The sequence below is a fragment of the Dethiosulfovibrio faecalis genome (assembly GCF_021568795.1).
Taxonomy (GTDB): Bacteria; Synergistota; Synergistia; order Synergistales; family Dethiosulfovibrionaceae; genus Dethiosulfovibrio; species Dethiosulfovibrio faecalis.
In genome coordinates, this window is record NZ_JAKGUE010000001.1 from 61,451 (window position 1) to 74,784 (window position 13,334).

General features: G+C 55.4%; 14 protein-coding genes. 13 read left to right on the forward strand and 1 reads right to left on the reverse strand.

Going from position 1 to position 13,334, the window contains the following annotated elements; translation table 11 throughout:
- The first annotated feature begins 2 nt into the window (after window positions 1-2).
- Window positions 3-350: a hypothetical protein gene (locus L2W58_RS00390; RefSeq protein WP_236100970.1), complete on the forward strand. Its 348-nt coding sequence runs from the start codon at window positions 3-5 to the stop codon at window positions 348-350.
- Window positions 351-363: 13 nt separating this feature from the next.
- The gene (locus L2W58_RS00395; RefSeq protein ID WP_236100971.1) at window positions 364-930 is read left to right on the forward strand and encodes a manganese efflux pump MntP; all 567 of its coding nucleotides are present in this window, start codon (window positions 364-366) and stop codon (window positions 928-930) included.
- A gap of 54 nt (window positions 931-984) precedes the next feature.
- Here the strand turns inward: L2W58_RS00395 and L2W58_RS00400 are convergent, their stop codons facing one another.
- On the reverse strand, window positions 985-2,175 hold the full coding sequence (locus L2W58_RS00400; protein WP_236100972.1) for a pyridoxal phosphate-dependent aminotransferase: 1,191 nt from the start codon (window positions 2,173-2,175) through the stop codon (window positions 985-987).
- A 210-nt stretch (window positions 2,176-2,385) separates the two neighbouring features.
- Between L2W58_RS00400 and hpf the strand changes: the two genes are divergently transcribed.
- The 11 genes from hpf to thrB all read left to right on the forward strand — a co-directional run bounded on the left by hpf (window position 2,386) and on the right by thrB (window position 13,333).
- The gene (gene hpf / locus L2W58_RS00405; RefSeq protein ID WP_236100973.1) at window positions 2,386-2,934 is read left to right on the forward strand and encodes a ribosome hibernation-promoting factor, HPF/YfiA family; all 549 of its coding nucleotides are present in this window, start codon (window positions 2,386-2,388) and stop codon (window positions 2,932-2,934) included.
- Window positions 2,935-3,021: 87 nt separating this feature from the next.
- On the forward strand, window positions 3,022-3,360 hold the full coding sequence (locus L2W58_RS00410; RefSeq protein ID WP_236101335.1) for a hydrogenase maturation nickel metallochaperone HypA/HybF: 339 nt from the start codon (window positions 3,022-3,024) through the stop codon (window positions 3,358-3,360).
- Window positions 3,357-4,019 carry a hydrogenase nickel incorporation protein HypB gene (gene hypB / locus L2W58_RS00415; RefSeq protein ID WP_236100974.1) on the forward strand — a complete coding sequence of 221 codons (663 nt, stop codon included), beginning with the start codon at window positions 3,357-3,359 and terminating at the stop codon, window positions 4,017-4,019. Before L2W58_RS00410 ends, hypB begins: the two co-directional genes overlap by 4 nt.
- The gene (locus tag L2W58_RS00420) at window positions 4,016-5,986 is read left to right on the forward strand and encodes an ATP-dependent helicase (RefSeq protein WP_236100975.1); all 1,971 of its coding nucleotides are present in this window, start codon (window positions 4,016-4,018) and stop codon (window positions 5,984-5,986) included. The genes hypB and L2W58_RS00420 overlap by 4 nt, the downstream gene beginning before the upstream one ends.
- Window positions 5,946-6,830, forward strand: a complete 885-nt coding sequence (coaE, locus tag L2W58_RS00425; RefSeq protein ID WP_236100976.1) for a dephospho-CoA kinase — start codon at window positions 5,946-5,948, stop codon at window positions 6,828-6,830. Before L2W58_RS00420 ends, coaE begins: the two co-directional genes overlap by 41 nt.
- Window positions 6,827-9,457: a CBS domain-containing protein gene (locus L2W58_RS00430; RefSeq protein WP_236100978.1), complete on the forward strand. Its 2,631-nt coding sequence runs from the start codon at window positions 6,827-6,829 to the stop codon at window positions 9,455-9,457. Before coaE ends, L2W58_RS00430 begins: the two co-directional genes overlap by 4 nt.
- A gap of 4 nt (window positions 9,458-9,461) precedes the next feature.
- Window positions 9,462-10,064, forward strand: coding sequence for a site-2 protease family protein (locus L2W58_RS00435; RefSeq protein WP_236100979.1), 603 nt, complete (start codon window positions 9,462-9,464; stop codon window positions 10,062-10,064).
- Window positions 10,065-10,073: 9 nt separating this feature from the next.
- The gene (gene surE / locus L2W58_RS00440; protein ID WP_236100980.1) at window positions 10,074-10,865 is read left to right on the forward strand and encodes a 5'/3'-nucleotidase SurE; all 792 of its coding nucleotides are present in this window, start codon (window positions 10,074-10,076) and stop codon (window positions 10,863-10,865) included.
- A 261-nt stretch (window positions 10,866-11,126) separates the two neighbouring features.
- On the forward strand, window positions 11,127-11,297 hold the full coding sequence (locus tag L2W58_RS00445) for a hypothetical protein (protein WP_236100982.1): 171 nt from the start codon (window positions 11,127-11,129) through the stop codon (window positions 11,295-11,297).
- A 45-nt stretch (window positions 11,298-11,342) separates the two neighbouring features.
- A complete protein-coding gene (thrC, locus tag L2W58_RS00450; RefSeq protein ID WP_236100983.1) occupies window positions 11,343-12,389 on the forward strand; it encodes a threonine synthase in 1,047 nt (348 codons plus the stop codon).
- Window positions 12,386-13,333 (forward strand): homoserine kinase, encoded by a 948-nt coding sequence (gene thrB / locus L2W58_RS00455; protein ID WP_236100985.1) that lies wholly within the window; start codon window positions 12,386-12,388, stop codon window positions 13,331-13,333. Before thrC ends, thrB begins: the two co-directional genes overlap by 4 nt.
- Window position 13,334: the final 1 nt, after the last annotated feature.

Genomic DNA, 13,334 nt, shown 5'->3' on the forward strand with positions numbered 1-13,334 from the left:
CGATGAAAAAGTATCTTGCGATTTTCTCAGCTGTTTTGCTGGCCTTAGCTTCGATAGGGACGGCCTGGGCGGCCTTGCCAGACTCGGGCAAGGTGGACGGTTATTTCAACCTGTCCTGGAGCAAACCTCATATAAAGTGGAATCGTCTCTATGTGACGGTAAAAAACGACGGCGAGCTCTTTCAGCCCCTGAAGGCGAAGGTAGTCTTTCAGGGAGCGGGAGGAGAAGACCTTGGAATAGCTGTGTTCGACGTTGGCATCCCTCCCAAAAAATCCCTCAGGGTCTACGGGCCTATAGAACGGGGGGAAAATATCGGCGAGGCGGTGAAGCTCGTCTGGTCTGCCAATTGAACGGTAACGGTGGATGTCCGAGATGGGTGTGGTAGTAGCTACGGCGTCCGCCCTGGCGATGGACGCTTTCTCGGTCTCTCTAGGCGCCGGGGCCTGTCGGTGCGGCATGCCGGTAAGGCAGATCCTACGGATGGCCTCTATGTTCGGTTTTTTTCAGTTTGCTATGCCTCTGTTGGGTGGGGTTTTGGGAGCTACCGCCGTGTCATTCGTGTCGGCCTGGGATCACTGGATAGCCGCCGGTCTTCTCTGGTTTGTCGGGGGAAACATGATATTCGAGTCTATCAAGCCAGACAAAGACTGCTCCGGTCTAGACACGGCCAAGACCAGGGTCCTGCTGGGATTGGCCGTGGCTACCTCTATAGACGCCATGGCGGTCGGTTTTTCCACCGCCACTTTAGGGGAGTCCGTCATGCCTTTGGCCCTCGCTGCTGGGGTTATAACCTACCTTCTTTCCGTCTTCGGAGCGATGGCCGGGTGTCGTCTGGGAAGCGCCACTGGACACAGAGCGGAGATGTTGGGAGGCCTTTGTCTCTGCCTAATAGGTTTGGAGATATTGGCAAGCCATATGAATTGGATATAGGTAAAGTAAACGGGGTCCTCTTCGAAGGGCCCCGTTCGTAGTACGTCGTTTCGTTTAACTCAGCTTCTCTATGAACTCCTTGAGTCGTCTCATTCCCTCTACGATCTCCTCCGTCGAGTTGGAGTATGAAACCCTTATGTGTCCCGGTGCGAAGAAGGCGCTTCCTGGAACCATGGCCACATAGGATTTCTCCAGCAGTTTCTGACAGAAATGGACATCGTCGGTCAGTTTCTCTCCGTCGCTGCTTTTGCCCAGGGCTTTTTTAACGTTGACCAGAACGTAGAAAGCCCCCTGGGGTTCTACGAACTCGATCAGAGGTATCTCGCCGAGGAGCTTGAGGATGAGGTCTCTTCTGTCGGAAAAATGACCGTGCATCTTCACGATGTCATCGTCGGCTTCCTTGAGAGCTCCGAGGGCTGCGTACTGAGCGATGGAGCAGGGATTGGAGGTGAGATGTCCCTGCACCGCTCCCACCTTGGCCATCAGTTCGGACGGTCCCAGGGCGTAGCCTATTCTCCATCCCGTCATGGCGTAGGCCTTGCTGACCCCGTTTATAATTATCGTATGATCCCGGACCTCAGGAGCCAATGCGACTATCTGATGGTGAGCGGCATCGCCGTAGACCAGCTGTTCGTATATCTCGTCGTATATTATGACTATGTCTTTCTCAACAGCGATGGCGGCCAATCCCTTAAGGGTATCCTCGTCGTAGACGGCACCGGTGGGGTTGTTAGGCGAATTTATCATCATGCATTTCGTCTTGTCCGAGATCATCCGTTTTACCTCGTCCAGGTCCGGTATGGAGTTGGTTTCGGATGTGTCCACTATGACCTCTTTGCCCCCGCATAAGCGGATTTGTTCCACGTAGCTGACCCAGGCGGGAGCGAACACCATGACCTCGTCTCCCGGATCTACGATACAGCTGAGGGCTTCGTAGAGAAGTATCTTGGCTCCCGCTCCTACGACGACGTCTCCTGGGGCGTACTCCAGGCCGAATCTCTTGGAGTAGTAGGAACACACGGCCTCCTTGAGCTCCGGTATTCCGGTTCCGGGAGTATAGTGGGTGTAACCTTTTTCCATTGCCTCTACTGCGTACTTGAGGGCGGACTCGGGCGAGTTGAAGTCCGGCTCTCCGGCACCGAAGGAAATTACGGGCTTACCCTCCCTCTTCATCGCCTTTGCCTTGGCCACCACGGCCAGAGTGGCCGAGGGTTCAAGCGTTCGTGCCCTTTCAGAAAGAACCATTCCGCTCATCTCCTTAGATTATTTGTCGTTCCGGAATCGCGTATAGCCATTTAAACAAAAAAAACGAGGAAAAGCTACAGCGCTCTCGTCCTTTTGACGAAAGTCGTTTATACTTTATGTAAGCCTCCATCGGTTGCAGGGATGTGAGGACAGGTGTTAAAATACGATTGCGTAGATAGACGCACCTGTTGGAGGAAGGGAGGAAATAGAATGGACATTCGTTTTGTTGCTCGCAACGTGGAACTGGCGGACGAACTGAAGGAATACATGGAGAGGAAGCTCTCCAAACTGGAGAAATTCTTCCCCAAGATCCTTGATAACCAGATCGTCCTCAATCTCAGTCGGGGTATTCACACCGTCGAGGTGACCTCCAACGTCAACGGCGTCATCATGAGGGGAGAGGAGAGGGATTCGGATCTGAGAAAGGCCTTCGATATAGCCCTCAAGAATCTTGAGAGGCGCATACGCAGGCACAAGAAGTATCTTGTCGATAGAGTTCAACTGAAGACCCACGACGTGTCGTTCAACATAGACGACATCTTGGCGGATATGTCGAAACCGTCGGTGGAGGAAAAAGAGGAGAAGATCGTCAAGGTCAAGAAGTTCCCCCTCAGGCCCATGAGCGCAGAGGAGGCCTGTATGCAGATGGACCTTCTGGGGCATTCGTTCTTCATCTTTTCCAACGCCGAGAACGGTGCCATGAACGTCGTCTACAAGAGAAAGTCCGGCGGATACGGCCTATTGGAACCTACGGACTAGACTTGAACCTTACCGGAGGGGCCCTAGGGGCCCCTTTTTAAATTGCTATGAGTTTTCTGCTTCGGCGGAGGTGATCGCTTGCACGAGATGTCTTTGGTCAGCGCTATTCTGGAAAGCCTCGAAAAGATGGTGGACGAAAACGGATGGTCCTCGGTCAAATCGGTGACCCTCAAGGTGGGAGCCATGCGTCAGGTAATACCGGACGTCATGAAGTTCGCCTTCGACGTATCGGTGAAAGGAACTCCCATGGAAGGGGCGGAACTTGCTATAATCTCGGTGCCCATAAAGTTTTCCTGCCGGGGCTGCGGAGCCCGTTGGGGCGAGGAGGAACTTGGGTATCTCTGTCCTTTCTGTGGAGGGACGAACGTGGATATGGACCAAGGAATGGAACTAGAACTGGAATCCCTGGAGGTGCAGGAACGATGACTACGAAAAAAGTAGAAGTTCAACAGGCGGTTATGGCGGCGGATCTCAGCTACGCTCAGAAGATCAAGGATCGTCTGAAGGAGAAGGGGATCCTCATGGTCAACCTCATAGGCTCTCCCGGTTCCGGCAAGACCACCCTTCTGGAGAAGACCCTGGGCAAGGACGGCCTCAGAGCGGCAGTGATAGAGGGCGATGTCGCCACCGACAGGGACGCTAAGAGGATCGAGGCCACAGGTGTGCCTTCGATCCAGATAAATACCAACGGAGGTTGTCATCTCGAGGCGAACTGGGTGGACTCCACCATAGACAAGCTGCCTTTGGACGAGCTGGACATAATCTTCGTAGAGAACGTGGGTAACCTGGTGTGCCCCGCCGAGTTCGACATAGGAGAGGATCACAAGGTCGCCATCTCCTCCGTGCCGGAGGGGCCGGACAAACCCCTCAAGTACCCTCTGCTTTTCACCGAGGCTTCCGCCGTGGTCCTTACCAAGACGGACCTGCTTCCCTACGTGCCTTTCGACCTGGATCTCTACTGGGGCGATGTCGGTAAACTGAACCCTAAGGCGAAGCGTTTGGATATGTCCTGTGTCAAGGGTGAGGGACTGGAGGAATGGTCTCGGATCCTTCGGGGCTGGCTAGAGGAGAAAAGGAACGGATGACGAAGGACTCTCCTGTCCTAGAGAGTCTTAATCCTCGACAGAGGGAGGCGGTCTCCTACGAGGGGACCCCTCTTCTCGTCTTGGCCGGAGCCGGAAGCGGTAAGACCAGGGTCTTGACGAGCAAGCTGGCCTGGCTTGTATCGGAACGGTCGGTTCCTCCCTGGCGGATCCTGGCCGTCACCTTCACCAACAAAGCCGCCCGTGAGATGAAGGACAGGGTCGACTCCATGCTGGACGGCGGATACCCCTACGGTCAGATCTCCACATTCCACTCCTTTGGGCTTCAGATGCTCTTCAGAAACAGAGATGCCCTGGAGGCTCGGGGTTACAGGAGAAACTTCGTGGTCTTCGACAGAGGCGACTCGCTTTCCCTGGTGAAAAAATCCATGAAGGCCATGAATATGGACACATCTCAGACGGAGCCGTCATGGGTCCTGGAATGTATATCCAAGGCCAAGACCGCTTCGGATCCGGTTACCATGGACGGAGCTATTCTGGAAGGGGATATGGCGGAGCTCTACAGCCGCTACACCAAGTCCCTTAAGGAACAGGGAGCTTTCGATTTCGACGACCTCATCGTCGTTCCGCTTCATCTCATGTCCACCGATCGGGATATACTGAAAAAAGAGAGGGATAGACTGGACTGGATCCTGGTGGACGAATACCAGGACGTGAATCGCCCCCAATTCGCCCTCCTTCGCCTTCTGGCCGGAGACTCTCCTAACGTAATGGCTGTAGGGGATCCGGATCAGTCGATCTACGGATGGAGAGGGGCGGACATGTCGGTTATCCTTGGATTCGAACGGCACTTTCCCGGATCGAAGGTGATCCTGCTGGAACAGAACTACAGATCGACCGAGACCATACTGGATGCCGCCAACTCGGTGATAGGCAACAACGTAAACCGTCCGGAAAAGAGGCTATGGACAGCTCGTTCCGGAGGAGAGCCTATAAACGTCGTGACCTTGGGGGACGAACGTTCCGAGGCCCGTTACGTATCCGATGTGGTCGAGGAGCTGCTGTCCCTCGGATACCGTTACACCGACATGGCTGTGCTTTACCGGATGAACGCCCTTAGCAGAAACTTCGAACAGGAGTTCGTGAAAAGGGGAGTCCCTTACAGGGTCGTCAAGGGCACCGCTTTCTATGACAGAAAAGAGATAAAAGACGCCATCTCCTATCTTCGTCTAGCCGTGAACCCCAGAGACACCAGCGCTTTGGCGAGGGTGGCCAACGTCCCCCCTAGAGGGCTGGGGGCAAAGGGATTGGAGTCGGTGGAGTTCTATCTCTCAACCCACGCTTCCGAGGCCAGGACGACCTGGTGTCGCATAGCGGACGGAGGTTGCGGCCTTAGAGGAAAGGGCGATAAGGGCATAAGGGATCTGGCCCGGCACATGATATCGCTGATAGACATAGGCTCCGACTTGAATCGTGCCGTTGAGTATATAATGGACGTTATAGGCTACGGATCCTATCTGGAGAAGGGGTACCCCGATCAATTCGAGGAACGCAGGGAAAACGTCATGGAACTTACCTCCATCTCTCCCGGGTCCGAGAGTCTGGAGGACGTCCTGGCTGAAATAGCCCTCTATACCGACCAAGAGGTAGACGACATACCCGATGGTATCAGCCTGTCCTCTCTCCACGCCGCCAAGGGGCTGGAATTTCCGGTGGTGTTCGTTGTTGGAATGGAGGAGGGGATCTTCCCTCACGGAAGATCACTGGACGGAGGAAGAGACGAACTGGAGGAAGAACGAAGGCTTTGTTACGTCGGAATGACCAGAGCCGAAGAGAGGCTATATCTGACCTCGTCTCGTTTTAGGCGTCTTTTCGGTTCCGTGATGAATAACGACGTTTCCAGATTCATATGGGAGATACCCGAGAACTACCGGGTCGTAGAGAGCAGAGCAGGGGAGGGACCTAATCATGTTCGTTTTGGGAATTACCGGGGATATCGGCGCCGGTAAGTCCACAGTGGCCTCTATCTTGGGTAACATGGGTGCCAGGGTCATAGACGCGGATCAAATAGTCCGTAGACTTTGGAACCACAGGGAGCTTGTGGATGCGGCCCGAGACAGATGGGGCGACACCGTCTTGAACGAAGACGGAAAAATATCCCCCTCCGCTGTCGCGGAGCGTTTTTTCGGAGAAGAGACGGAATATCGTTGGCTTTGCCGACTCATCCATCCCATGGTTCGAAGCGAGATGGCCTCCGGGCTTTCAGCGGAACGGGGCTGGGTGGTGGTGGAGATTCCATTGCTTTTCGAGTCCGACGTTCCCTATTGGTGCGATATGACACTTTACGTGACGGCGTCTCCGGAAAACAGGGTTGCGAGAAACTCCTTGAGAGGTCTGAACGGAGACGAACTGGACCGGAGAGAGAAATTCCTCACCCCTTCTGAGAAGAAAAAATCCATGGCGGATCTGGTGATCAGTAACGACGGATCCCTGGATGAACTGAAGGAGATCCTGAAGTCCCACGGCGAGAAGATGCTTCGGATGTCGTCCATATGCACGGTCAAGATCCAATGCGCCTTCAAGAAACAGGCCAAGCAGCTTATATCGGGTATTCTCGGCAAAAAACTGGCATACCAGGCCAACCTGGCCTCTCTGGAGACGGCCTATTCCAGATATGACCAGTTTCTTACGGATAACTGGGAGGTCCAGTTCTACACCCTGGCACCTCTGGTGCCGGAGATATCCCGAGTGGCTTCGGAGATAATGAAGAAGGAACCGACTCCTCTCGCAGTCGCCGATGTCCTGAGGGCTAGCCTGTCTTTCAGAGAGGCTCTCTGCGAGGCCTGTCTTTGAAGGTTATCACCAGTCACGTCGGCAGCGACTTCGACTCACTCGCCAGCATGATCGCCGCCGGGAAACTCTATCCCGACGGCGTTCCGTGTTTTTCCGGGTCGGCTGAACGAAACGTCAGGGATTTTCTGAAAAGACATCGAGACCGATGGACCGTCCTGACACCAAGAAAAATCAGGATGGACGAGGTCACCCAGCTGATAGTCGTCGATACCAGGTCCGTCCGGAGATTGGGCGTTCTTGCCCCTTTGGCGGGGCGTCCGGACGTGGACGTCCACGTCTACGACCACCATCCGCCCTGCTCCGACGAGATAGACGCTTCCAAAAAGGTGATAGAGCCTGTGGGAGCGGCGGTCACCCTCATACTCGAGGAGGTGCTCCGCAGGGGAATAGCTCCGACTCCCCACGAGGCCACCCTTTTCGCCCTTGGCATATACGAGGACACCGGAGGGCTCATATTCGGCGGAACCACCACGCGGGACTATGAGATGATGTGTCGCATGAGGGAATACGGCGCGGATTTCACCCTTATCCCCTCCGCTATCGAGATGGGCCTTTCCGCATCGGAACGCAGAATGATGGATAAGCTGGTGGAGAACGCCTGGGAGAGGTACATAGCCGGTGCCAGGGTCGTCTTCACAATGGCGGCGGTCGATACCTATGTCGAGGGGTTGTCCCTCTTCGTCCACCGTCTTCGCGATTTTTTCAGCGCCGACGTAGTCCTGTCCGCCGTGAGGATGGAAGGGCGCACCTACGTCGTGGGCAGAAGCAGGCAGAACGTTCTCGACGTGGCATCTCTGCTTAAACCTCTTGGAGGAGGAGGCCATCCCCAGGCGGCGTCGGCGACGGTAAACGACAGGAGTCCTCAGAGGATTCTCCTGTCTCTCGAAAGCCAGGTGGAGGAGCTTATAACCCCGGCTATGACCGTGTCGGGGATAATGACCAGCCCCGTCATGGCGGTGGACGAGGATAGCTCGGTGAACGACTCCTACAGGATAATGCTTCGCTACGGTCACTCCGCCCTTCCCGTTACCAGGAATGGAGGTCTGATAGGTCTTATAACCAGAAAGGACCTGGACAAGGCCCAGCTGCACGGATACGGAGAGGCCATGGTGGGAGAGTTTATGACGGAAGGGGTCATAACCGTTTCCTCTCAGGCCTCCATAGAGGAAGCCCATCGCTCCATGGTAACCCACAACATCGGCAGACTGCCGGTGGTACGAAACGGAGATCTGATAGGAATAGTCACCAGAACCGACCTTCTGAGGGCACTCTATCCCGCATCTATGCCCATGGAGGAAAGACAGATAGCTCCGGATTACCCTTGGACCGAGCCGATGGAACGTCTGTTGGACAAGGGGCTTTCCTGCTCCGACAGAGAACTGCTTAAAATGATGGGCCGCAGGGCTCACGAGATGGGAATGGCTGCCTACGTCGTAGGAGGTGTCGTGAGGGATCTCCTACTCGATCGGCCCGTCTCGGATCTTGACGTGGTGGTGGAGGGCGACGCTACCGGCTTCATAAAATCCTGGGAGAGAGACGGTGCCGACGTATCGCTTCACGGTCGCTTTAAAACAGGCACGATCTCCTTCCCCGACGGGAGAAAGGTGGATGTCGCCACTGCCAGGAGGGAGTTTTACGAATTTCCCACGGCCCAGCCGACCGTCTCCAGCGATTCTCTGAAACACGATCTGTACAGGAGGGATTTTACGGTCAACGCCATGGCTCTCTCCATCGGAGGGGAGACCTGGGGAACCCTTATAGATTACTTTGGAGGAAGACGGGATATCCTGTCCCGTAAGCTGAGAACCCTGCATAACCTCAGCTTCGTGGAGGACCCGACCAGGATCTTCAGAGGGGTCAGACTCGAGCAGAGGCTCGGTTTCGACCTAGACGACAACGCCCTGAGAACGATGAAAAACTGCGTAAGAGGCGGCTTGTTCGGCGGACTCTCCGGGTTTCGTTTGAGATCGGAGCTGGAGATATCACTGATGGAGCCCAGGCCCTGGCCCATAGTCAAGAGAATGGCCGAACTGGGACTCTGGGAGCCCCTCTTTCCGGGAATACACCTGGGCAACAGGGTAGCCAGAACTCTGCGTCGCCTCTCCGTAGCGAGAGGCAGAATGGCCAAGGAGTTGATCCCTCTGGGAGAAGACCTCTGGATAGCCCCTCTGGCCGCCTTGCTCCAGGAGGGACCAGACGACCTGTGGCCCAGGGTCGCCGATAGATTGAACCTCGGTGCCAGGGAAAGATCTCTTCTTCGGATGAGCGTTGACGGACTGGGAGGGGCGGAGGAAGCCATAGGAGGTCGATCTCCCAGAAAAAACTCGGAGATAGTGACCTTTTTGAGGGATGTCTCTCCGGTGGTCGCCCTCTACTGGGCTCTTTCCACCGCCCGTTGGCGTTTCAGGAGAAGGATACTGCTGTATCTGACCAGGCTCATCAAGGTGAAGCCCATGTTGTCCGGAAGCGATATATTGGCCATGGGATATTCAGAAGGACCTCGCGTCGGGGAAATCCTGGACTCGCTGCTTCTGGCCAGGCTGGACGGAGCTGTCGACACCAGAGACGACGAAATCGCCTGGGTAGCTCGAAATTTTAAAAGAGAAGTAGAGATGGAAGGGAGATAACCATATGTCTGGACAAATCGCCGATATACTTTTGGCCCTGCCTGCCGTGCTTTGGGCCATATCCTTTCACGAATTCTGCCATGGTTGGGTGGCCTATCAGCTTGGAGACCCTACCGCCAGAGACGCCGGCAGACTTACGTTGAACCCCTTGGCCCATTTCGACGTAATAGGGGCCATAATGTTGCTGTTGTTCCATTTCGGATGGGCCAAGCCCGTTCCCATCGACCCTCGTTACTTCGGCAAGCCCAGGAGGGACATGGTATTGGTATCGGTAGCAGGGGTGGCGGGAAACATCTTCACCGCTTTGGTCGTAGGTCTGATACTGCGTTTCTTTCCCGGTCCCTTCATGGCCAGCCCGGCTCTCGGAAGGGTCATGATACTGATGGTCTACGTAAACGTAGGGCTTGCGGTGTTCAACCTCATCCCCATTCCCCCTCTGGATGGATCGAAACTGATCTACCCTCTTCTTCCCCGATCCTGGATGAAGGGCTGGTTCTACCTCGAGAGGTACGGAATGATAGTGTTGCTGCTTTTGGTCGCAGTCGGGGTGGTCGGGGCAATAATGCGTCCCGTCATGTACCTTTTTCTGAGACTTATATTGGCTTGAGGTGGATATATGAGATTATTCATTACCAACGATGACGGAGTATACGCTCCTGGAATAGCGGCTCTGGCCAAGGCCCTTAGCGACGGAGGCCATCTCACGACAGTGGTAGCTCCCGATAGAGAGAGGAGTTCCGTAGGTCACGCCATAACCCTGACCAGACCATTGAGGGTCTGGTCGGTTGCCAGCGACCTCTACCCTAAGGACCTGGACGTCCACGCCTGCGACGGAACCCCCTCGGACTGCGTGGTACTGGGAGTGGACGAGGTCTCCTCCGGCACGGACATAGTCATCTCCGGGATAAACAACGGTCCCAACCTGGGAGACGACATAACCTATTCCGGTACGGTATCGGCTGCGATGGAGGGATCCATCATGGGGTATCCCTCGGTGGCAGTGTCGCTGAACTGTTCCAGAGGAGACGAAGAACTCCATTACGATGCTGCCGCGGCGGTAGTGGTCCGCTTGGTCGATTGGCTTTCCCACAACCCCATGACGAACGACATAGTTCTGAACGTAAACGTTCCGAACCTGCCTCTGACCATGATGAAGGGGTTGAAGGTTACCCATAAGGGAGTCAGGGTTTACGCCGATAAGGTCACCAAACTACAGGATCCCTTCGGACGTACCTACTATTGGGTGGCCGGTAGACCGGAAGACGATCTGGTCGAGGGCAGCGACGTATGGGCGGTTGCTCACGGCTACGTCTCGATAACCCCGATACACATGGATATGACCCATTACGGCACCTTGGATACCTTGAGATCCGGAGGTTTGGAAAAGACGAGAATTTCCGAGGATTGAGAGGATAAAAAAGTGGCGATGGGGGGGATCCCATCGCCTGGGGTGGTGGATTTTGGAGGGTTCCACAAAACGTCCGCTTCTTGCGGACGACTACATAATAGCATTGGCCCCCTTTATGTCGATATAGGGAAAACCCCCTAATTTACTCCGTACTTTTGGATCCATAAAATCGAGCGTCCCGTCCTTGACATAGTTATGTCGTTGCTGTAAAGTGCTTTATCAACCAAATCGGAATAAAGCGATGAAGAGAGCCAGTACCGATTGAAACCGGTCTCAGAGAGGGGAGCTCGTGGGCTGAAAGGCTTCCCGGCAAGGACTTTCGGGAATACCACCTCGGAGCTTGTCATGTACTTCTTTAGAGAGCCGGTTTTCTACCGGAACTGGAGTGGAACCGCGGCCGGAGTCGGTCGTCTCCAGGCATTGGGCCTGTAGAGATGATCGGGTCCGGTTTTACTTTATCTAGAGGAGGTCTTTTTCATGGCTCAGGGAATTTTAAGGAGATACGGCGAACACCTTCCTATAACGGACAGAACTCCCGATCTGTCTCTCTGCGAAGGGAGCACCCCGCTTATCCCTCTGATAAATCTCGGTAGGGAGTTGTCAGTCGAGCTTTACGCTAAATTCGACGGTTTAAATCCCACCGGGTCCTTCAAGGATAGAGGGATGGTTCTGGCGGTGGCGAAGGCGCTTGAAGAAGAGGCCCGTTCGGTGGTCTGTGCCTCCACAGGCAACACCTCTGCCTCCGCCGCTGCCTACGCCGCCAGGGCAGGTATCCCCTGCTTTGTGGTCCTTCCTGCCGGCAACGTCGCCATGGGAAAACTCGCCCAGGCCATCGCCTACGGAGCTAAGGTAGTGCCTATAGAGGACAATTTCGACGTCGCTCTGGACCTTGCAAGAAAAGGAGCGGAGGAGATGGGCATGGCGATAGTCAACTCTGTCAACCCCTACAGATTGATGGGGCAAAGAAGCGCCTCCTGGGAGATCTGCGACGAGCTGGGCGATCGGCCCGACTGGCTGGTGTTGCCCGTGGGCAACGCTGGAAACATCTCCGCCTATAGGGAAGGCTTCGATTACTATTCCTCTTTGGGACGCTGCTCCGGATTGCCCCGGATGGTAGGGGTTCAGGCTTCCGGTTCAGCCCCTCTGGCATTGGGACGGGAGTTCCCCGAGCCGGAAACGGTGGCCACCGCCATAAGGATAGGCCGTCCGGTAAACGCGGAGAAAGCAAAAAAAGCCGTGTCCGACAGCGGGGGAACCTTCCTCGCGGTGGACGACGACGAGATACTGAAAGCACAGAGGCTCCTGGCCGGTAGGGATGGGCTCTTCGCCGAGCCCGCCTCCTGTGCCGGAGTGGCGGGGCTGATGAAACTGAAGGAACAGGGCGAGTTGCCCGAGGGCATCAGAATAGTCACGGTTTTGACGGGGAACGGCCTAAAGGATCCGGACGCCCTTCTATCCAGGATCTCCCCGATCGAGCCGGTGAAGGCTCAATGGTCCGTCCTGGAGGAGATCTTCGGGTCATGATATCCGTAAGGGTCCCAGCCACCAGCGCCAACATGGGGTCGGGGTACGACTCCATAGGCTTGGCTCTGGGGTTTTACAATGTGTTCAAGGTCAAGGGATTTCTTGAAAGAGAAATCTACAAAATAGAGGTATTGGGCGAAGGGGCTGGCGAGGCGGAAAAACCGGAGGAAAACGGTTTCGTCCTGGCCTACGAGGCCACCTGTCGGCGATGGGGAATAGAACCCCCCGGGCTGGACTTGTTGAGCCTCAACGCGATCCCGTTTTGCCGAGGTTTGGGAAGCTCCTCTTCCGCCATAGTCGGAGGAGTGATGGTGGCGAACGAGCTCAGGGACGAGCCCCTTTCCAAAGAGGAGCTTCTGCCCCTCATGGTAGAGTTGGAGGGACACCCGGACAACGTGGTTCCCTGCTGCCTGGGCGGTTTCGTGGTCAGCTGCTGGCTCGATGGAGACCTGCGCTACGTAAGGCTCCCCTGCGGAGAGGATGAAATGACCGCCGTGGTGGCCGTTCCAGACGTGAGGGTCCCTACCTCTCAGGCGAGAGCGGCTTTGCCTAAAACTGTCCCTATGGAAGACGCTGTTTTCAACCTGGGCCGTTCCGCTCTTTTGGCCGCTTCCTGGGCCACCGGAAAGTGGGAAAACCTCTCATGGGCGGTAGGAGACCGTCTTCATCAGCCATTTCGGTCGAAGCTTTTTCCCGGAGGGGAGAAAATCCTCGAGACCTTGAGGGAAATTCCCGGATGCGATGGCGTGGCAATAAGCGGATCCGGCCCTACCATGGTGGCCTTCACCAGATGGTCTCCTGAAAAGCTCGCCAGGCCTATGTGCCGGATTTTCGCCGAGGCCGGAGTTCACTCCCGGTTTTTCGTATTGGACGTAGATCGTTACGGAGCATCGGTCGAAACGACGGCTGATTTTAGAGTTCCCGAAGAGAGGAGATGTCGATAAA